A 20,057-nucleotide genomic window follows, 5' to 3' on the forward strand; every position below is an offset into this window, starting at 1 on the left:
AGTCTGCCCCCATGACGAGCAGCGACCTCTGGGATGCCGAGACGGCTGAGCACTACGACGAGACCTCGGCTTTCATGTTCGCGCCGGAGGTCCTGGAGCCGGCGGTCCGCTTCCTGGCCGAGCTGGCCGGTGAGGGCCCGGTGCTGGAGCTCGCGATCGGGACCGGACGGGTCGCGATCCCGTTGGTTGAACGGGGTGTCCCGGTGAGCGGCATCGAGCTCTCGCAGCCGATGGTCGACAAGCTGCGAGAGAAGCGGACGGACATCCCCGTCGTGGTCGGTGACATGGCGACCAGCACGGTGCCCGGGCAGTTCTCGCTCGTCTACATCGCGTGGAACGGCATCGGGAACCTTCGGACCCAGGGCGAGCAGGTCGCCTGCTTCCGCAACGCGGCGCGCCATCTCGCGCCGGGGGGACGATTCGTCATCGAGCTGTGGGTCCCTGGCATCCGACGCTTCCCGCCCGGTCAGGAAGCCGTGCCCTTCCACGTCGGGCAACGACACGTCGGCTTCGACACGTACGACATGACCACCCAGCAGGGCACGTCCCATCACTACTCACGACACCCCGACGACACCGTGACTTACGGCGCCAGCAACTTCCGCTACATCTGGCCGGCCGAGTGCGACCTCATGGCCCAGCTGGCCGGGATGGATCTCGAGTCCCGAGTCGCCGACTGGAACGGCAACCCCTTCACCAACGACAGCGAGACCCACGTCTCAGTCTGGCGCAAGCCAGCCTGAGTCTGGCCAGCGCCGATCGGCACGCGGGCGTGCCACATCGGGATCCCCTGCGGGACGAGACCGCAGACGTCGACGACCTTAAGGATGGAGACAACCTCATTGCGAACGTGGTTCGGCTATCGGGACAGCTATCAGAGCCGGGACGGGGTAGGTCCGGTGAGACCCTCGCTCCATCTCGGCGGCTGTCACACTGGATTGATGGACGACGACTTCGACCTGGCTGGTGCGCTCGGGACCGCGCCGGCGGCGACCGCGGCGTTGGCTTGGGTGCAGACGATCCGCCACGGCCGCTTTGATGCGGCGTGGACGGCGATGGCTGACGATTTCCGTCTGGTGTGCGTGCAAGACTGGATTATATAGAATCCGGCGGTTATGTCCGACCCGTCGGTGACCGGTACACGTGACGACCTTGCAGCGGAACTCGCAGCACCCTCGCCGACGCATCCCCTCTGGGTACACGTGGCGCGGGTATCGGAGCGGGCGGTACGCAGCGTGACGACGGAGGTGGTTGGCGGTGAGAAGCTCGGTGCGGCTACGCAGCCGCGGCCGATGGGCTTGGACTTGGAGCTGATCCTGCTAATCCCGCAGGATCAGTTGGATCTCGACGAGCATGGGGTTCACGTGTGGCAGCCGGGGCAGTCGGTCAGTGGATTGTCCCTGCTGTTGCAGCACGGGCCCGACGGGTGGCGCGTGGCTGGTGCCGGGGGATGGTTGCCACGGCCGGGGTGGCCGCCACAGTTTGAGACGATCGTCAACCCGGCCGACTGACCCATGGACGCGTGCTCACGACGAGGCGAGAACGGCTTGGCCTGCCAGCGACCAAGCGGCCAGTTGTTGCCGCCGCGGGTCTCGATCGAAGCTCGGCTACCGGACAGTTATGGCGTGGGCCCCACTGGGTGATGTAGAGGTGCTGCTTGTTAAGGGACACGGCTGAATTGGTCGGGTGTCAAGGGCCATTGAGATCTGCCCAGAGGCGGTCGTGAGACCTGCCCGGTGACGGTCACGAGAAGTGCCCGGTGGTGGCCATGGGATCTGCCCAGTGCTGGCCACCTCGGCTCAGGGGGGGGCAGGTCAAGGGGTTCACCCCCTGGCCGGCGAGGGCTTGGGTCAGTCGGACGCTGTCGCCGGTGGTCTGACAGATGTGGGCGTGGTGCAGGAGCCGGTCGACGGTCGCGGTCGCGAGGGTCTTGGGCATCAGCTCGTCGAAGGAGGCAGGGTGAAGGTTGGAGCTGATCGCGATGGACCGCTTCTCGTACGCGGCATCAACGAGGCGGTACAGGCCCTCGGCGGCGTCGTGAGCGACGGGGAGCAGGCCAATGTCATCGACCACGACGAGATCCGCCCGGAGGACGCGGGCGATGGCGCGGGTGACGGTGTCGTCGGCGCGGTGCCGTCGCAGCAGGATCCCGAGGTCCTCGAGGGTGAACCAGGCGACCTTCAGCCCCTGCTCCACGGCCTGCTGCCCGAGGGCCTCGAGCAGGAACGTCTTGCCGGTGCCCGAGGGGCCGCACACGACGAGGTTCTCGCGGCGGTGGACCCACTCCAGGGTCCGCAGGGCGTGTTGGGTCGGGGCGGGGATCGAGGAGGCCTGCGGGTCCCACGCGTCGAACGTTTTGCCCGTGGGGAACCCGGCGGTGCTGCGGCGGGTCGCGAGGGCGGACCGTTCCCGGCCGGCGGCTTCCTCGCCGAGCAGGGCCCGCAGGACCTCGACGGGTTCCCACCGTTGGGCCTTCGCGGTCGCGACGACTTCAGGGGCGTGGCGCCGGATGTGCGGCAGGCGTAACCGCCGCAGCAGCGCCTCGAGGTCGTCGGGCAGCGGCGGTGGGGCCGGGACACCCAGGGCCGGGGCTGCGGTCGTCTTCGTCCCCGGGCTCACGAGGTCACCTCCGGTCGGCCGTTGTCGAGCGTGACGGCAAGGTCACTGTCCGCCGTCGTCGAGGTCTTCGGGGTCGGCGGCGTGGCGCCGAGGGCGGCCCAGCTGGCGGTGCCCTGGGTCAGGGAGCCGTCTTCCCCGGCACGGTTGACCGCGGCGTTCCGCGTGCTGCTGCCGGTGTGCTGATGGTGGTCGAGGATGGACGCGAGGTCGGCCTCGGCGAACCGGGCGTGGACCGCGGCGTGCCCGAGCGCCCAGTCGACGTCCTTGGTGTCGAACAGCTTCGCGAGCGTCACCGCTTGGGCCATCTTGACCCGGATCTTCGTCGTCCCCGCGGCCGCGGCCTCGCTGAGCCACAGTCGGGCGCCGTCACCGATGGTGAGGAACTCGACCTCAGCAGTGTTACGGGCCAACGGTTTCCGTTCCAGCGCCCCCACGGGGGCGTGGGGGAAGTGGTCGTCGTTGATCTCGGGGCTGCCCGGGGTGGCCCGGGCGTGCCGGGCGACCTCGAGCGGCCCGGTCGGGCCGACGTGCACGAGCACGATCACCTCGTCGGCGCCTTGCCCGTGGACGCGGACCCACACGGTCTGACCGAGCAGCCGGGCCGGGACGGAGTACTGCCCGCCCTCGAACGAGACCATCGGGGTGCTCGGCGGGACGGTCCGGGTGACCCCGAAGGCGACGGTGTGCGGGACGGCGGGGATCGGGTGGAGGCGGGTGTGTTCCTCGGCAAGCATTTCGACCGGGACGCGGCGGGTGACTCGGTGGACCCTCGTGTTGACGTGGTCACAGAACTCCTCGCACGCGGTCTCGAGCTGCGCGAACGAGGTGTACTCCTCGCGCAGGTTCGTGTCCTTGGGGACCAGGTCGGCCTTGGCGATCTTCACCGACGACTCCGACCCACCCTTCGACGCCGGGTCAGCCGGGACGCAGGTGTGAATGGTGAGACCGTAGTGCCGAGCGAAGGCGACGATCCCCGGGTTGCGCACCGGCACCCCGGCGACTTGCTCGGTGGTGACGGTCTTCTCGTTGTCGGTCAACACGTACGTCGGGGCGCCACCGAGGCGGCGCAGGGTGACGTCGAGCGCGGCCATCACCGATGGCATGGTCTTGTCCCGGATCGGCAGGACCACCCGGAACCTCGACCACGCCAGCCACGCGATGAACAACGTGGTCTTGCTGCCGTCGATGACGGGGCCGTCGCCGAAGTCGTACTGGAGCCACATCCCGGGCTCGGTGACCCAGGGGCGGTGGACTCTGATCCGGCCGAGGCGGTAGTCCTTCTTCACGGCGGCGACCGCGCGCCGGGTCGTGCGCTCGGACCCGGTGTACCCGAGCGCGACCAGTTTCTCGTGGGCGCGGTCCGCCCGAAGCTTCCCCCTCGAGCGCTCGATCCACTCCTCGATCTTGGGAAGGAACTCGTCGATCAGCTGCGGTCTCGCGGCGGGACGGTCGGACAGGGCCCCCGCTTCGCGGGCGGCGACGTACCTGCCGACGGTGTGGTGCGAGACCCCGGACAGCTCCCCGGCGTCCCGCAACGACCCCGTCAAGTCGAATGCTTCTAACATGTTCATGATCTCCTCGGCAGACTTCATGGTGTCCCTCCTGGGGGCGGTCGGCGCATCAGCACCGCCACCGCACCCCAGGAGGGGCCTCAACCACCGGACGTGGTGAGGCCAGCGAACTCGTGTCGGGCAGATCCCGTGACCGTCAGTGGGCACATTTCGTGGCCGCTACCGGGCAGTTATATGGCCGCCTCCGGGCAGTTTCTCGTGGCCGCTGCCAGTCGGGTGAACCTGGGTTCATCGTTGTGTGGATCAAGGAGGGTTGGTCGCGCCATCGCGCCATCTTCAGGGCGTCGATTCTCGAGACCCTGGCCGGAAGCCCTGTCCCGCCACGTCTGGCAGGATGCCCCAACGACGTACAGGTTGGTCTAACCGGCTCCTGCCGCGCCGAGCCCGAAATCGTGATGACAGCCCTCGGCGGGCTCCGTATGGTGGCGATCATGGTGACCGAATCGCAGAACCTCACATGGCGGCCTCTGGCTGCGTCCGACGACGCAGCAATGGCTGACCTCCTCAACGCGATCGACGCGGAGGACCACGTCTGGGGGCGCTACACCGTGCAGGACGCGGCCGACGAGCTGGCCGCGCCGACCGTCGACCTCGCGACGTCCACCCTGGCGGTGTTCGACGGCCTGGTGATGCTCGGCTTCTCGGCGGTCCACGACACCCCGGCAGCCGAGGGCGTCCACCGGATGCAGGCTGCGGGCGCGGTCGACCCCACCCATCGTCGTCAGGGACTCGGGACGACACTGCTCCGCCACGGGCTGGAGACCGCGCAGACGCTGCACGCGCAGCACCACCCCACGTGCCAGCTGGTCGTGGAGTCCCTCTACGGCGAGCACGTTCACGGGGCAGTCGCCCTGTACCGTGCGGCGGGGATGACGGCGACGGAAATAAACCTCCACATGCGGCATCCGCTGGGCGCCGCCACTCCGGTCGCCCCGATTCCCGACGGCCTGCGGCTCGAGGGCTGGTCGGCCGAGACCGACGAGGAGTTCCGCGCGGTTCGTAACGACGCCTTCCAGACCGACGGCTCGGCCCGACTCAGTGCCGAGGAATGGAAGACGTGGACCGTGAACGCGAACTTCCGGCCGGAGCTGAGCTTCCTGCTCCGTGACGACCGGACCGGGACGGCGGCGGGGCTGGTGCTAACCGTCTGCTGGGAGGCGGAGACGGCGGCGACCGGCATCCGCGACGCATACTTCGGGGTCATCGGCACGCGGCCCGCCTACCGCAAGCGCGGCATCGCTCATGCCTTGATCTCCCACACCCTTCGCGTCGCCCAGGACCAGGGTTTCGGACGCGCCAGCCTCCGGGTCACCGCCGACAGCACGAGCGGAGGGTTCGGATTCGCCGAGCGTGCCGGGTTCGTCATCCAGGACACCCAGGTCCGCTACTGCATCGAACCCTAACGCACCTCACCTCCGGATACGCGTGTTGCTGATTCAGCGGAGCTGGTCGAGCCCGCCTTCACCGGTCAACTTCTTGCCGATATTCGCTGCACAGTTCTGTCAGAAAGGAATGCATGTCCTCAGGGGCCGCGTCGTCCTATTCCCTACGGCCGATGGCCCCTGGGGATCGTGGACCCGCCTTGGACATGTTCTGGCGTGCTTTCGGGTGGGGAGCGCGCACCGAGACCACGGACGCGGTGTTCGCCGATCGCGCCATCGAGCTGGAACGCACCGTCGTGGCCCTCAACACCGACTCGGACGAGATCGTGGGGACGACCAGTGCCTACTCACTGACGATGACCATGCCGGGAGGAGCTCTTGTACCCGTCGCCGGCGTGTACCTGGTGGCTGTCGAGCCCACTCACCGCAGGCGCGGCGTGATGTCATCCATGATGCGTCATCAGCTGGAGGGGCTCGTGAACGGTGGAGAGGCCGTTGCTGCCCTGTGGACCACCGACCCCGCCCTCTACCAGCGCTTCGGGTACGGGCTCGCGACGTGGCGCTCGCGCATCACGCTCGACCTGGCACAGGTAAGGTTCTCGCCGCGGGCAGAGGCACTCGCGTCGTCGTCCTCTGCGCGGTTGAGACACCTGTCCGTCGGCGATGCGCTGCCACACCTCGCTGTCATCCACGAGAAGATCGTCGGCTCGAGGCCGGGTGGGCTGTCGCGCTCGCAGAGCCGCTGGAACTTCCTGATGCGCCTCGAGGACGGCGAGCCGCAGGTCGTGGTCGCCCTGGGTCCCGAGGGACCGGTCGGCTACATCGCCTACCGGATCCGTCCCGGGCAGTCCCCCGACACGCCGGGTGGCGAGGTGGAGGTCCAAGAGATCAGCGCAGCAGACCCGGCGACGCACGCACAGCTGTGGCGCCACCTGCTCGGACTCGACCTGATGCGGACCCTGTCGGCTCACCGGCCCCTCCCCGATCCGCTGGCGCACCTGCTCCTCGACGTGCGCCACCTGCACGCCACCATCGACGACGCCCTCTGGGTCCGACTCGTCGACCTCCCCCGCGCCCTCGCACAACGGGCCTTCGCGGCCCCCATCGACCTGGTCCTCGAGGTCACCGACGCCGTGCTTCCCGCCAACGCTGGGCGGTGGCGCGTGAGCGTGAACGCGGCGGGGGAACCCGGCGTGGCCAGGCCCACCTGTGACGACGCCGATCTGTCACTTGATATCTCTGACCTCGGCGCGGCTCACCTCGGCGCCACACAGCTGGCAGATCTCGCCCTGGCGGGGCGCGTCCACGAGCACACTCCGGGCGCCCTCGCCGCCGCTTCGCTCGCCTGGTCCTGGTCGCCCACCTCAACGTGCCCCGAGATCTTCTGAAGACTGAGCTCGCTGACCGGGGCAGATCGAGACTGGAGCGGTTACGCCGAATCTCGAGCTTAGTCGGACCACTCGACCTCAGTGCTGTCACACACCGGCCATGGGCTCTAACCCGGTAATGATGCGCGAGAGACGGAGTCGCGTCCTTTCGCCGCCTATCGGGCCCGATACGCGGATAGGGCTGTGGCGCTGATTGGCCATGATCAACGTCTGGCACTTCTGACATGGTCAGTGTGGTGGCAGGGCCGACGCCACTCTGAGACAGTGCGACATGGACTACAGCGACGTCATTGCCACGGCTTTCCTCCCGCGGCCGGCAGGCACCCCCGTCCCTGAAGTCGTCGCTGGGGGCGGCCCAGCCCGGCGGTTGCGCGACGCGTGCGAGCCGGTGGCCATGCACGCCGTGTGGAGCGCCGGCACCAACGCCGCGCTGGCCGCGCACGGACTCGACTTCATGAGCAGCTACGTCGGTGGACGCGCGACATCGTTGGGCCAACCGAACGGCGCTGTGGTTGCCAGCGCCTTCGCGTGGTTCGAGCCAGCCCTGGTCGCGACGCTGTATGACGCGGCAGCCGCCGCCCTGCCCCACGCCGAGTTGGTCTCGATCCGCGAGGAGGCAACCGTCGCGAGCCTACGCGCCGCGTTGGGTATCGATGACCCCTCCAGGGAGGCCGACCTGCTGGCGGCAGCCGTAGAGAGCGCCGAAGGCGCCGGCCGGCCTTTGTTCAGCGGCCTGCTCCAGCGTGGTCGACCCAGCGACCCGGTGCACCGGTTGTGGTGGGCCTGCGACCTGGTGCGCGAGCACCGGGGCGACAGCCATGTTGCGGCCGTTAACCGCGCCTGCCTCGGCCCGGTCGAGATGAACGTCCTCACCGAGCTGTGGGTTGGCATGCCGCTGTTGTCCTACACCGCCACCCGCGGCTGGTCACCCGAGGCCATGCACGCGGCCATCGATGCGCTAACAGCACGCGGCTGCATCAACGGCGGACAGCTCACCGAGAGCGGGCGGGCGCTGCGAGCCTCGATCGAGGCCGACACCGACGCGCAGGAGCACTCGATCGTGGATGCGCTGGGTGACAGAGTCAACGAGGTGTGTGCACAGCTCGAGCAGTGGTCGACCCGCTGCATCGAGGCCGGCGCGTTCCCGCCCGACATCCTCAAGCGGGCCGCGGGCTGAAAGGTCCTAGGCGGGCCCCCACCGTCATCGAACGATCATGCCGGTTCCGCCTCGACCCGGGGCGGAAACCTGCGTCCTACCACCGCGAGTGCGGCCGTCCCACATCGCCGCGTGTGCAGCCATCCCCTACCGCCACCTGCCGTCTCTGCGCCGCAATGGGCTCCACGGTGGATGACTGACGAAGCCGGCCGAGGCAGGAACCGTGAGCCTAAAACTTGCCCTCGTGGTCTCGCGCCTGCCGCGCAGCTTCCGTCACGTCGACGCCGTAAGCCTCGCCGCCCGTCGACGCAAACGCGGTCAACGTGTCCCCGGCCCGCTCGAACAGCCGCTCCGCCCCGACCAGGTTCCCGCGGGCAGCGTGGGTGAGAGCCACGCAGACCTGCGCCAGTCCCTGCCACAGATCCCCCTCCTCGGCCGGTCCCGCCTTCCACCGTGCCTCGAGGACCTCGTGGGCCGCGAAGGGGCGGCCGACTGCGATGAGCTCTCTCGCCTTGTTGAGCGCCTCGTGCGGCGGCAGCGGTTCCTCCGACACCGGCTCGACACCCACCGCGCCATAGGGCAATGGCCGGCCCAACGCGTCGCGAGGCCTCGCCTGACGAGCACGACCCTCAATGTCCCGATCCCGCTCTGCTCCCGTCACGTCATCAGCCTCCCAGAAGAAGTGGAGACCGAGACCGGGTCTCTACCCTTGCGGCTCTTCGCCGCCTGCCAACCACCCTGACAGCGGTCAGGGGCGCGAGCGGCTCTTCGCATGCCTGCCCTATGCGGCCAAAGGTGCAGGCGCTTGCGACCGCCTCGGCCAGGGTCTCCAGTCCCGTCGAATGGTGACCCAGCGATCCCGTCGACCGGGTCCTGGGCAAGTGGTGTCTGGTCAGTGATCTCCTGGGCCCGCCACGAGCCGCCCTCGCTACGCTACGAAAGGGGCCAGCGTGGAGCGACTTCTCACCGTCGACGCCGCCGCCGAGATCCTGGGGACCACCGTGAGGTTCCCACGGCGTCTGATCGCCGAGCGGCGGATCAGGTTTGTCCGCGTAGGCCGCCACGTTCGGATTCCCGAGTCCGAGCTCTCGGCATACATCGCAGACGGCACAGTCGACCCGATCGAGCTGGATCATCGGTGGCGACAGTGATGGTCCGGCGCCGGTTCGGATCGATCCGGAAGCTTCCTTCCGGGCGGTACCAGGCGAGCTTCCAGACACCGGACGGGAAGCGAGAGTCCGCTCCCGAGACCTTCCGGACGGCGGCCGACGCCGCCCGCTACCTCGACCGCATGCAGCAGGAGATCGAGCGGGGGCACTGGCTGCCCGATGCTCGTCTGGGGCGCCGGACGCTGCGGGAGTGCTGCGAGAGCTACCTCGAGGAGAATCCCCGCGTCGGCGAACGTTGGGCGGAGACCTGCCGCCGCAACATGCGGCTCCACCTCGCCGAGATGCTGGACCTGCCGGTCGTCGCCATCACCCCGCCGGTGGTGCGGGCCTGGCACGCGAAGGCGCTGCGTGGGTCGGGGGGCCGGACGTCGATCAGCCAGTCGTACCGCTTCATCCGGTCCGTGCTCAACGTCGCGGTCCAGGACGGCGCGATCCCGCGTAACCCCTGCCAGATCCCGGGCGCCGGCACCCAGCGCGCACCCGAGCGCGGGATCGCCACCCCGGCCGAGGTCGCGGCGCTCATCGACGCAACGACCCCGAGGTACCGCGCGGCTGTCGCGCTCGCGGCGTGGTGCGGCCTGCGCCGCGGCGAGCTCTGCGCGCTGCGGATGACCGACGTCGACCTCGAGCGTCACCGGGTCACCGTGCGCAGGAACTACGTCGAGCTCCTCGAGACCCCGCGCAGGTTCGAGAAGGACCCCAAGAGCGCGGCCGGTAAGCGCACCGTGACGATCCCCCCGCACATCCTCCCCCTCCTGCGCGAACACGCGCGTTCGTTCGCGGGCGAGGAGTCCTTCCTCGCCGACCGCCACGGCCGGCAGGTGCGGGGGAACGCGATCTACCAGGCGTTCGTCCGCGCCCGCCGCGAGGTCGGAGTCACCCTCGCGTTCCACGACCTGCGGCACACCGGCCAGAGCCTGGCCGCCGCGACCGGGGCGAGCCTGGTCGACCTCAAGACCCGGCTCGGCCACTCCTCCACCGCGGCCGCGCAGCGGTACATGCACGCCGTCGAGGGCCGGGACGCCCACATCGCCGAGGCCCTCTCCCAGCTCGCCGAGGGCGGCGACCCGACCCGGCTTCCCAAGTCGTTCTGAGGCCTGCCCGCACGTCGAGATGTTGCACGAGATGTTGCACGAGCCCCTCTAAATGGCGCCTGACCTGCGCGGATTGCTCTTCCTGAAAATCGGAAGGTCGGCGGTTCGACCCCGCCCCTGGCCACCAGCAAACCCGCAGGTCACAGACTCTCGTTGATTGGGGCACCCGCCCGACGGACTCGGTTGACATCTGCAATTGATAGCAGTGCTGGACATTCGCGCGTGGCCCTGATCTCATGAGCCACGTGCACTGGGGGAATGGCGACATCGGCGTTGCGTTGGCGACAGCGGCTTGTATCGGTGTCTTGGTTGTCGTGTGGTTGAGCGCGAGCACGGCCCGGCAGATGCGTGGATGCGTTAACGCCGTTTTCGGAAGCGTGTTCACCCTGGGAGCCCTCCTCAGCCTCGTTGGAGCGATCCGCCGCCAACAATGGTTGCTCGCCCTGCTCTGGACCTTGCTTCTCGTCGTCGTCGCCTGCATCGCCTGGCGTGTTATTCGCAGCGGACCGCCCCAAGGTGCTCATGAGGAAGACGTCCGGACCTAGTGTCGCGTGCCGTAGGACTTCCTCGGGTGGGGTGAGGGCTTGGCGTGGGCGATGATCTCGTCGGCGTTCTTGGTCCAGGTGAAGGGGTGGGCGCGTTCGTTCCAGCCGTCGATGTAGCTGGCGATCGCCGCTTCGAGGTCGGCGACGGAGTGGAACGTGCCGCGGCGGATCGCTTGGCGGGTGATGATCCCGAAGAAGATCTCGACCATGTTCAGCCAGGACCCGGACGTGGGGGTGAAGTGCAGGTGCACCAGCTTGTTCTTGTCCAGCCAGGCCTTGACGTTGGGGTGCTTGTGGGTGGCGTAGTTGTCGCACACGACGTGCAGCTGGACTCGGGGGTAGGCCTTGGAGACCTGCTTGAGAAAGGTGAGGAACTCGACGTTGGTGTGCTGCTGGAAGCATTGGTCAGTCACCAGCCCGGTCGCGACCTCGAGCGCCGCGAACAACGTCGTGGTCCCGTTGCGCTTGTAGTCGTGCGTCTGCTTCTCCGGGATCCCGGGGCGCAGCGGCAGGATCGGCGCGGTCCGGTCCAATGCTTGGATCTGGGTCTTCTCGTCGATGCACACGACGACGGCCTTCTCCGGCGGGTTCAGGTACAGCCCCACGACGTCGCGGATCTTCGCCTCGAGCTCGGGGTCGGTGGAGAACTTGAACGTCTCGGCCTTCCACGGCTTCAGCCCCCACCGCCGCCAGATCCGCGCGACCGTCGCGAAGCTGACGCCGAGGTGGTCGCCCAACAGCCGGGCCGACCAGTGCGTCACCCCGAGCTTCTCCGGTGGCGGCTCCAACGTCGCCGCGATGATCGTATGCTCGTCGTGCACCCGCTGACGTCCCGGCCGGGGCAGGTCCTGCAGCTGCTCCAACCCGCCTGCGGTGTAACGGTTCCGCCACAACCGCACCGTCGGCAGGCTCACCCCGACCCGTCGACTGATCTCTGCGTTGCTGTGACCCTCGGCCGCCAGCACCAGGATCCGCGCCCGCTGCGCCAACCCCGCCGACACGCTCGAGGACCGCAGCCAACCCCTCAGGACCTTCTCGTCCCCGGCCCGCAACACCAACGGCTCCACACGCGACATGAGCCATTATCTCAACCCGAGACCAGAAAGTCTTCAACGACACGCGACACTAGGACTTGACCTTGCACCGCAGATCATGGTTTAGCGTAGCGGCCATGGAGATCACGCGCTCTCCTTCGAGTCCTGCCCGAACTGGAAGGTCGCGGACGAATGGCTTAACGGTCGTTGCGCGTCGGCTGGGCACGGTGGGCCTCATGACGGCGACCTGTTTTCCTGCCAGTGCCCGGTACTACCCACACCCGTGGATGCAGCGCCCTCCAGTCCGCTGAGAACACAACCGACGTCACCATGAGGAGCAACAACCTATGAGCCAGCACTTCGACCTGATTGTCATCGGCGCCGGCATGGCCGGTGTCGCGGCCGCGAACAAGTGCGCTGCCCAGGGATGGAAGGTGGCCATCGTCGACTCCCTGCCCTACGGCGGCACCTGCGCGTTGCGGGGTTGCGATCCGAAGAAGATCCTTCGCCGGGGGGCCGAGATCATCGACAGCGCCCGCCTGATGCGCGACAAGGGCATCGACGACGCAGGGTTGAGGATCAACTGGGCGGACCTGATGAAGCACAAGCACGGCTTCACCGACCCTGTCCCTCAGCAGATGGAGGAAAGCCTTGCTGGCAACGGTGTCGAGACGCTGCACGGGCACGCCACGTTCACCGGTCCTCGTCAGCTGGAGATCGAAGGCGCGGCCTACGAGGCCGACCGCTTCCTGGTTGCCACGGGCGCCCGACCCCGCCCCCTGGAGTTCCCAGGCCACGAGCACCTCATCGACAGCACCGACTTCCTGGATCTCGAAACCCTGCCTTCCCGGATCCTGTTCGTCGGAGGCGGTTTCATCTCCTTCGAGTTCGCCCACATCTCCGCCCGGGCCGGCAGCTCGCCGGTCATCGTCGACCACGGGGAGCGCCCGCTGAAGAGCTTCGACCCCGACCTCGTCGAGCTCCTGGTCGAGCGAGGCCATCAGGTCGGCGTCGAGCTGCGCCGCACCACCAGCATCGTCGACGTGCACCCATCTGAGGGTGGCTACCAAGTCACCCTCGAGCACGCCGGCGTCAAGGAGACTATCGAGACCGACCTCGTCGTCCACGGCGCGGGACGGGTCGCGGACCTCGCAGCGTTGGGTCTCGACGCCGCCGGCGTCGAGTGGGGCGAGCGCGGCATCACGGTCGCCGACCACCTGCAGAGCACGACGAACCCGGCCCTGTGGGCTGCCGGGGACTCCGCCGACACCGCCGGGATGCCACTGACCCCGGTCGCGGTCTCCGAAGGCAAGGTCGCCGCCTCCAACATGATCAAGGGCACCACCACGACCCCCGACTACGCGGGCATCCCCACCGCGGTCTTCACCATTCCCGAGCTCGCACGCGTCGGTCTGCTCGAGTCCGAAGCCCGCGCGGCCGGGATCGACGTGGCCGTCCGCTACTCCGACACCAGCGGCTGGTACTCCAACTACCGGATCGGCGAGACCACCGCCGCCGCGAAGATCCTCATCGACAAGTCGAACGACCAGATCGTCGGCGCGCACCTCCTTGGACCCGAGTACGGCGAGCTGGTCAACACCCTCGGCCTAGCCATCAAGCTCGGCCTCACCGCCCGCCAGCTCAAGTCGGCAACCGCCGCCTACCCCACGGTCGGGTCCGACCTGGGCTCCATGCTCTGAGAGGTACGACGGAGGTGGCTGCCCCGGCCTGGCCGCAGCTGCCAGCCCCTACCTGCGGTGGGGTTCGGCTGCGGTGATCGCGACCCCGAGGTGTGCCACAAATGTGGGCGATGTTGCCGGGGCCCCGGCTCCGGCTTGCTCAGACCTCGCTGTCGGCCTCGACCGCGTCGAACGCCTTGCGGGCAGCGATGAGGACCGGGTCCCACACGGTGGCGAACGGCGGGGCGTAGGACCGCTCCAGCGACAAGAGCTTGTCGCTCCTCGAGGTCGCGGCCCCTCACGGTCCGGGCGCACAGGTCAATCCCCACCACCTCGGTGCGGGTCCGCACGTCGATCCCGTTCACGCCGGGACTGGGTGGCGCTCCGCGAGATCAGAGCGTCCTGTGGGCGACCGTTCCGCTGATCCAGTCGGGGATTCCAACATGCCGAGTACGAGGTGGGCCGCCCCCTCTCGAACGCCACGATGTGCAGATCATCAGCAGGCGCCGTTCGGGCGCCTGACTGGAAGCACTCATACCGGCAGCATCCCCCGCCGACCACGACCATCCGTTCCCCCGACACTGCCTCAGCTGAGTGTCTGGGGCCGCGGGATCGCCGGCGCGATGCATGTGGTCCCGGTGCGTGTCCAGGCCGGACGACCGGTGCGGCGCCGGTGCCGCCCTTGGCTCAGTCTGCCGCGGCGTGGAGCCTCGGGTACACGAAGCCACGTCCCGAGATTCGCCTGCCCGGGGAGCGCAGGGCCGTCGATGAGTTCGGACCTTGTTACCGCGGTGTGTTCGCCTGTTCCCGGCACCTGCGTGTGTGGGGCCCTCGGGAACGGTACGTGGTTCAGGCGCAGCAGGAGGTGGGGAGCTGCTCACCGGGTTCGAAGAGCTTGGCGGCCAGGCGCAGGCTCTCGCTCATCGTCAGGTACCGGGCCCAGGTCGCGGCCATGTCGTGCACGGTCATACCGGTCTTGATGGCGTAGGTGGCCGCGAGCATCAGCTCACCGGCGGCGGCGGCGTGGAGCCCAAGCAGCCGCCCGGTGTTCCCTTCAGCGACGAGCTTGACGGCGCCGAGGGTGTCGCGGAGTTGACCAGGGCCCGGGGAACGTCAGGGAGGTCCAAGGTGCGCCAGTCGCAGTCGTACCCGGCGTCCAGGGCCTGCTGATCGGTGGGTCCAGCGGAGGCGAGCTGGGGTCGGGTGAACATCACCGCGGGAAGCCCGACGTAGTTGGCGCTCATGCCCAACAGCGAGCGACCCGATGAAGCAGTTCACACGTCTCCACCCGAAACCGAGCACCCACTCAGACTCACCGCTCATCGGTCTGCGGTGGTCAACCGCTGGGTGAGAGATGGCGCACAATAAACGGACAATCTCGGTGAACCGAACGCTCCCGTGCAAGTCCCGCTGCGTACGGGAGGGCATATCCGCATGGCACTCGATCGTGCAGCAGACCCCCTGCATCATTCTGAAATCCTGGGCCAGCGGTTCATGACCGCTACGGTGCTGCACGCTACCCGTACGGTCGACTGCGGTCCGTCACCTGCCGAGCGGGAGCTGCAATGCTTTTCGCTGGCCAGAGAGGGTCCATCGGTAGAGGGCCGCCCACGCGGTGAAGCCGAGTGCGAGGCTCACGTACATGACGACGTAGTCGGGCTGGGCGTACATGCCCCAGTAGAGGACGCCTCCGGCGGCAAGGGAAGGCGCGGCGGCCCATGGGCGGCGCAGCGCGAGCCCGATCGTGACCAGCGCGACCGATACGAGAAGGATGACCGGGCCGTGCTCCAAGAGGAAGCCCAGGAAGCCGCCTTGGGTGGGCGCGGTCGACCCCGACATGGCGGCCATCCCTCCCGCGGCGCCCACACCGATCGCGGGCAGCGTCATCGCCACCGTGCAGGCCAGGGTTCCCCCGATCCCGAGCACCCCGGCGGATCGGGACGCGACCCCAGGCGTGATGTCATCGCGATCGCTCGGAGCGGGCCCCATGGTGCGGGGCCTCTTTCGTGGTCGGCTCGTACGACGGGCGGTGAAGTGCGTCATCAAACTACGACCTTGTCCTAGGGTGAAGACTCGAACCTTGGCGGCATACCTGCTCGGCGGAACAGCTGTGGCGTCGGCAAGATCTTCGGGCGGCGAGGAGGCCGCCAGCGGTGAGGACGACCAGGACGGCGGCCGAGGTCAGGAACGGCCACGAGCCCGGTGCGGTTCCGAAGGTGCCGAGCGCCACGAAGGCGGCCGTACCCGGAACGATGCCCACCACCGTGCCGATGGCGTAGTCCCTGGTCCGGACCGACGTCAGTCCGGCGGCGTAGTTGACGACGGTGAACGGCAGGATGGGGACCAGTCGCACCGCGATGACCGCGGGTGTCCCCCGCCGGTTCAGCAACGCGTCGACGCGAGCGACCCGAGTGCCGGTGATCCGTTCTACGGCGTCCCGCCCCAGCGCCCTGCTCAGGGCGAACGCTGCCGCCGCCCCGAGGAGTGCCGCCACCAGGACCACCACGACTCCGAGCAGCAGCCCGAACAGCACGCCGGCGAGTGCGGCGAAGACGTTCTTGGGCAGTGGCAGTAGGGTCACCAGTGTGTAGAGCAGCACGAACAGGGCGGGCGCGGCCGGGCCGGCCCCGTCGATGCGTGCACGAACCTCCTGCGCGTCCGGCAGACCCCAGATGATGGCGGTCACTCCCGCGGTGACGAGGATCGCGACCAGGGTGAGCGGGCGCACCCATGCCAATCGGGCCGAGGGGCGCGGTGGTTCGGCATCGCGCAACTGCGCCTGACGCGCTGACCTGGATCCTGCTCCGTGGCGGGACTGCTGCCTCACTGGGGGGACCGTGGGCAGGTGCGTGGCCGGTGCGCATCCAGCGGCTGCCAAACCTCGTGACCCGGGATCGGTCCGTCGAGGCGGGCCACCTCGCGGCCGTCGCGAGGCAGGATCACAGGGGATGGACTGCACGTCGACGTCACCGGCGCGCGATCTGCGCCAGCCGAGGCTCCAGTGCTCGGCACGGCGCGCACGAGGCCAGCCAGAAGTCCAGCAGCACGAGGCCCGGCGCCTCGGAACGCGGCGCTCAGGTCGGTGTAGTCGAGGGGGTGGAAGGAGGAGGTCATGGGACTCCATGGAGAGGAAGGGGACATCAGGAGGGCTGGTGCCCGGGGGTGGCCTCGCTGGTGCGGCGGGCGACGCTGCCGATCGCGTCGAACAGCAGGGAGGGACGGGCGCCGATCGAGTTGGCGAAGATGGCGGTCACTGAGGCAGCCATCGCGATCATCGCCCAGACCGGTTGGACGATTCCCGTAGTCGCCAGCGGGATGCCGATGCCGTTGAAGGTGAACGCCAGGGCGACGTTGTGGCGGGTACGCCGGTAGGCGAAGCGCGACAGGTCCCGGGCGGCGAGAGCACCGTGGGCGTCGCGCACGATGATGACGTCGGCGGACTCCACGGCGATGTCGGTGCCGCCGCCCATCGCCACGCCGACGCCGGCCTGCATCAGGGCTGGGGCGTCGTTGATGCCGTCCCCGACCATGGCCACGCGGGCGCCCCCGGTCTGGAACTCCCGCACGATGGCGGCCTTGTCCTCGGGGAGCACCCCGGCCCGGACGTCGTCGATTCCCAGCTGGGCGGCGATGATCGCGGCCGTGCGGGGGTTGTCGCCGGTGACCAGGACCGGGGTGAGCCCGGCACCCTTCAGCTGGGCGAGGGCCTCGACGGCGTCCGTGCGCAGCTGGTCGCCAAGCGCGATCACCCCGACCGGGGCCAGGTCGGCCGCGATGGCGATCACGGTGTGCCCGGCCTGTTCGAGTCGGCCGATGGATTCGGTGAGCGGTGCGAGGTCGACACCGCGGTCGGTGAGAAGCTGCGGTCTGCCGACCAGGATGTCGCGGCCTTCGATCCGTGCGGTCACGCCGAGCCCGGTGAGTGAGGTGAAGTCTTGGGCCGGGGGAAGGCTCAGTCCGTGGTTGTCTGCGAAGGCAACGACGGCGCGGGCCAGGGGGTGCTCGGAGGACCACTCCGCAGCGGCCGCGAACCGCAACAGGTCCTCCTCGTGGTCGAGGGCCTCGATCGCCCGGACGTCGGGACGCCCTTCGGTCAGGGTCCCGGTCTTGTCGAGCAGGATGGTCCTGACCTGGCCGAAGGTCTGGAACGCCTCCCCGGTGCGCATGATGATGCCCCGGTCGGCGGCCTCCCCAGCGGCCCGGACGATCGCGAGCGGTGCGGCGATCCCGATCGCGCACGGGTAGCCCATGACCAGCACCCCGAGCGCGGCGAACACACCCCGGCGTACGTCCGGCTGCCCGGTCAGCGCCCAGCTGCCGACCAACCAGCCGACCAACGCCAGTCCCGAGACGACCAGGACGGCCGGGGTGTAAACCCGCAGGACCCGGTCCACGAGGTGCAAGATGCCGGGCTTGAGGGCCCGGGCGTCCTCCACGTGGCGCACGACCTGGGCCAGGAAGCTCTCGGTGCCGACTCTGGTCGCGGTGACCAGCAGACTGCCGGCACCGTTGATCGACCCGCCCACCACCTCGTCACCGGGGCCGACCTCGCTCGGCACCGGCTCCCCGGTCACCAGTGAGACGTCCACAACCGAGAAGCCCTCGCGGACCTGTCCGTCGACCGGGATCCGCTCGCCCGGGCGGACCCGCACCAGGTCCCGCGCCGCGACCTGCGCGATCGCGACGTCGCGCTCGGCGCCGTCATGGACGACGCGAGCGGTGTCGGGCTGGAGGTCCAACAGCTTCTTCACCGACTGGCTCGAGCGGGTCTTGACCAGCAGCGAGAGCCACTCGGAGAAGATGTGGTAGTTCGCCACCAGCACGGTGACCGCGAAGAACGACGCGGTCGGATAGCCGCGGAAGACGCCGGACAGGCCGATCACTCCCCCGGCGATACCGGAGAACGCACCCACCTCGAGCAGAACATTCTGGTTGAGGATCCCGCGTCGGGCGGCCTGGTAGGCCATCCGCAAGATGTGCGGCGCGACCCCGAAGACCACCATTAGCGCGAGCACACCGGTCAACCATCCAGCCGCGGGATCCCCGATCGGCGCTGCCGCTCGACCGGTGTAGAGCAACGCCGCCGGGCTAAGGACAGCCAGCGAGCCAAGCAGGGCCTTTCGGCGCCCGGCGGGTCGGAGCACGGCGTAGGAGACCGGCACCATCAGCGCGACGACCGACGCCGGCACCAGCAACGACCAGAGCCCGGAGACCGAGAGGATCAACGCGATCGCGGCGAGGCTCGCGGTGACCGCACCCAGCAGCCGCACGCCCTCGCGGACCAGGTCGGCTTCCTCATCCTCGAACGGACGCAGCTTGCGCGGGTCGTAGAGGTCGTAGCCGATGTCACGCAGCGTGCCCAGGATCTCCTCGGGGGTGATCACGGCCGTCTCGTAGTCGATCAACGCCTGCTCGTGGGTCAGACTGACCGCGACCTGCTGCACCCCCGGCATGCGGCCCAATGCCTTCTCGATGGTGCCGGTGCACAGCGAGCAGTGCAGACCCGCGATCCGGGCCCGGATCCGCGCCTGGCCCTCGGTGCCACTGGGCTCGGACGCCCACAAGTCCTCGGCGGCCTCCGCGGCGGCCGTCATCCCTCCCCCCGCTCGACCGGCTCGGTATCGAGGTTCGTGTCGGTGTCGATCTTCGTGTTTGTGTCGGTCTCGACGGTGTAGCCGGCCAGGACGATCCGATCGACCACCGCCCCGCGGTCCGTGCTGGCGGAGTCGAAGCGCAGCCTCACCTCACCCGTCAGATGGTCCGCAGTGGCCTCCGCAACCCCGTCCAGACGACGCAGCGCGGTACCGATCCGCTGCTCACAGCCGGCACAGCTCATGCCCTGCACCTGCAGTCTCAGGGCCTGCGGATTACTGTCGGTCATCGGTGTTCGCCTCCTGGAAAAGCCTCGTCCAACGTGAACACGACTACCGTAGAACCTTGCCCCCGGGGTAAGGTCAAACCGATGCGTGATCACGCACGAGGAGGACGATGATGCAACTCGTGACCGTCGGAGGCGCTGCCGACCAGACAGGGCTCAGCGCCAAAGCGATCCGTCTCTACGAACGCAAGGGACTGCTCACGCAAGCCGACCGGACCGAGGCCGGGTACCGCCTGTTCACCCCCGACGACATCGCGGTCCTGGTCTTCATCCGACGCGCCAAGACCCTGGACCTGGGACTGGACGAGATCAAGGACATCCTTGATCTCCAACGAGGCGGCGAGCAGCCGTGCCAACGAGTCACCGCGATGCTCGACACCCACCTGGCCGACCTCGACCGCAAGCTCGCCGACCTCCGCAAGCTGCGCGCATCCCTGCGCAACGCACGTCGCGCGGCGGCCACCGCCCGGCGAGACGGCAACGCCGCCGTCGTGTGCCAGATCATCGAATCCGCGTCCACCTCACCCGCTCGCTGACCCCAA

General features: G+C 68.8%; 21 protein-coding genes. 10 read left to right on the forward strand and 11 right to left on the reverse strand.

The window, feature by feature from the left end; all coding sequences use genetic code 11:
* The first annotated feature begins 11 nt into the window (after positions 1-11).
* The 3 genes from V3N99_08810 (at position 12) to V3N99_08820 (ending at position 1,511) form a co-directional block, all read left to right on the forward strand.
* Complete coding sequence (locus V3N99_08810; GenBank protein MEO3936844.1) at positions 12-743, forward strand: class I SAM-dependent methyltransferase; 732 nt, start codon at positions 12-14, stop codon at positions 741-743.
* A gap of 198 nt (positions 744-941) precedes the next feature.
* Complete coding sequence (locus tag V3N99_08815; protein ID MEO3936845.1) at positions 942-1,103, forward strand: hypothetical protein; 162 nt, start codon at positions 942-944, stop codon at positions 1,101-1,103.
* 12 nt (positions 1,104-1,115) lie between these two features.
* Positions 1,116-1,511, forward strand: a complete 396-nt coding sequence (locus tag V3N99_08820; protein MEO3936846.1) for a hypothetical protein — start codon at positions 1,116-1,118, stop codon at positions 1,509-1,511.
* A 232-nt stretch (positions 1,512-1,743) separates the two neighbouring features.
* On the opposite strand, the gene istB is transcribed toward V3N99_08820, so the two are convergent.
* Together istB and istA are read right to left on the reverse strand one after the other, a co-directional pair.
* Complete coding sequence (istB, locus tag V3N99_08825; protein MEO3936847.1) at positions 1,744-2,619, reverse strand: IS21-like element helper ATPase IstB; 876 nt, start codon at positions 2,617-2,619, stop codon at positions 1,744-1,746.
* The gene (gene istA, locus V3N99_08830; GenBank protein MEO3936848.1) at positions 2,616-4,211 is read right to left on the reverse strand and encodes an IS21 family transposase; all 1,596 of its coding nucleotides are present in this window, start codon (positions 4,209-4,211) and stop codon (positions 2,616-2,618) included. The genes istB and istA overlap by 4 nt, the downstream gene beginning before the upstream one ends.
* 215 nt (positions 4,212-4,426) lie before the next feature.
* On the opposite strand from istA, the gene V3N99_08835 reads away from it, so the two are divergent.
* The 3 genes from V3N99_08835 (at position 4,427) to V3N99_08845 (ending at position 8,137) form a co-directional block, all read left to right on the forward strand.
* Positions 4,427-5,593, forward strand: coding sequence for a GNAT family N-acetyltransferase (locus V3N99_08835; GenBank protein MEO3936849.1), 1,167 nt, complete (start codon positions 4,427-4,429; stop codon positions 5,591-5,593).
* Positions 5,594-5,745: 152 nt separating this feature from the next.
* Positions 5,746-6,960, forward strand: a complete 1,215-nt coding sequence (locus tag V3N99_08840; GenBank protein MEO3936850.1) for a GNAT family N-acetyltransferase — start codon at positions 5,746-5,748, stop codon at positions 6,958-6,960.
* 271 nt (positions 6,961-7,231) lie between these two features.
* A complete protein-coding gene (locus tag V3N99_08845) occupies positions 7,232-8,137 on the forward strand; it encodes a hypothetical protein (GenBank protein MEO3936851.1) in 906 nt (301 codons plus the stop codon).
* Between the two features lie 208 nt (positions 8,138-8,345).
* On the opposite strand, the gene V3N99_08850 is transcribed toward V3N99_08845, so the two are convergent.
* Positions 8,346-8,669 carry a DUF309 domain-containing protein gene (locus tag V3N99_08850; GenBank protein ID MEO3936852.1) on the reverse strand — a complete coding sequence of 108 codons (324 nt, stop codon included), beginning with the start codon at positions 8,667-8,669 and terminating at the stop codon, positions 8,346-8,348.
* A gap of 397 nt (positions 8,670-9,066) precedes the next feature.
* On the opposite strand from V3N99_08850, the gene V3N99_08855 reads away from it, so the two are divergent.
* Positions 9,067-9,267: an excisionase family DNA-binding protein gene (locus V3N99_08855; protein MEO3936853.1), complete on the forward strand. Its 201-nt coding sequence runs from the start codon at positions 9,067-9,069 to the stop codon at positions 9,265-9,267.
* A complete protein-coding gene (locus V3N99_08860) occupies positions 9,255-10,379 on the forward strand; it encodes a tyrosine-type recombinase/integrase (GenBank protein MEO3936854.1) in 1,125 nt (374 codons plus the stop codon). Before V3N99_08855 ends, V3N99_08860 begins: the two co-directional genes overlap by 13 nt.
* Positions 10,380-10,920: 541 nt before the next feature.
* Here V3N99_08860 and V3N99_08865 read toward each other — a convergent pair.
* Entirely contained in the window at positions 10,921-12,000 is a 1,080-nt protein-coding gene (locus tag V3N99_08865) for an IS630 family transposase (protein MEO3936855.1), read from the reverse strand.
* Between the two features lie 305 nt (positions 12,001-12,305).
* Here V3N99_08865 and V3N99_08870 point away from each other — a divergent pair, with 305 nt between their 5' ends.
* Entirely contained in the window at positions 12,306-13,658 is a 1,353-nt protein-coding gene (locus V3N99_08870; GenBank protein MEO3936856.1) for an NAD(P)/FAD-dependent oxidoreductase, read from the forward strand.
* A gap of 828 nt (positions 13,659-14,486) precedes the next feature.
* On the opposite strand, the gene V3N99_08875 is transcribed toward V3N99_08870, so the two are convergent.
* The 7 genes from V3N99_08875 to V3N99_08905 form a co-directional block, all read right to left on the reverse strand.
* On the reverse strand, positions 14,487-14,675 hold the full coding sequence (locus tag V3N99_08875; GenBank protein MEO3936857.1) for a hypothetical protein: 189 nt from the start codon (positions 14,673-14,675) through the stop codon (positions 14,487-14,489).
* Positions 14,639-14,881 carry a hypothetical protein gene (locus V3N99_08880; GenBank protein MEO3936858.1) on the reverse strand — a complete coding sequence of 81 codons (243 nt, stop codon included), beginning with the start codon at positions 14,879-14,881 and terminating at the stop codon, positions 14,639-14,641. The genes V3N99_08875 and V3N99_08880 overlap by 37 nt, the downstream gene beginning before the upstream one ends.
* 298 nt (positions 14,882-15,179) lie before the next feature.
* A complete protein-coding gene (locus V3N99_08885; protein MEO3936859.1) occupies positions 15,180-15,626 on the reverse strand; it encodes a hypothetical protein in 447 nt (148 codons plus the stop codon).
* Positions 15,627-15,684: 58 nt separating this feature from the next.
* Positions 15,685-16,365 (reverse strand): VTT domain-containing protein, encoded by a 681-nt coding sequence (locus tag V3N99_08890; protein MEO3936860.1) that lies wholly within the window; start codon positions 16,363-16,365, stop codon positions 15,685-15,687.
* 238 nt (positions 16,366-16,603) lie between these two features.
* Positions 16,604-16,684 carry a hypothetical protein gene (locus V3N99_08895; GenBank protein MEO3936861.1) on the reverse strand — a complete coding sequence of 27 codons (81 nt, stop codon included), beginning with the start codon at positions 16,682-16,684 and terminating at the stop codon, positions 16,604-16,606.
* Between the two features lie 93 nt (positions 16,685-16,777).
* Positions 16,778-19,231, reverse strand: coding sequence for a cation-translocating P-type ATPase (locus V3N99_08900; protein ID MEO3936862.1), 2,454 nt, complete (start codon positions 19,229-19,231; stop codon positions 16,778-16,780).
* Positions 19,228-19,482 carry a cation transporter gene (locus tag V3N99_08905; GenBank protein MEO3936863.1) on the reverse strand — a complete coding sequence of 85 codons (255 nt, stop codon included), beginning with the start codon at positions 19,480-19,482 and terminating at the stop codon, positions 19,228-19,230. Before V3N99_08905 ends, V3N99_08900 begins: the two co-directional genes overlap by 4 nt.
* Positions 19,483-19,625: 143 nt before the next feature.
* Here V3N99_08905 and V3N99_08910 point away from each other — a divergent pair, with 143 nt between their 5' ends.
* Positions 19,626-20,051 (forward strand): MerR family DNA-binding protein, encoded by a 426-nt coding sequence (locus V3N99_08910; protein ID MEO3936864.1) that lies wholly within the window; start codon positions 19,626-19,628, stop codon positions 20,049-20,051.
* Positions 20,052-20,057 lie beyond the last annotated feature (6 nt).

It is taken from the genome of Dermatophilaceae bacterium Soc4.6, from assembly GCA_039889245.1.
In the GTDB taxonomy this organism is placed as follows: domain Bacteria; phylum Actinomycetota; class Actinomycetes; order Actinomycetales; family Dermatophilaceae; genus Lapillicoccus.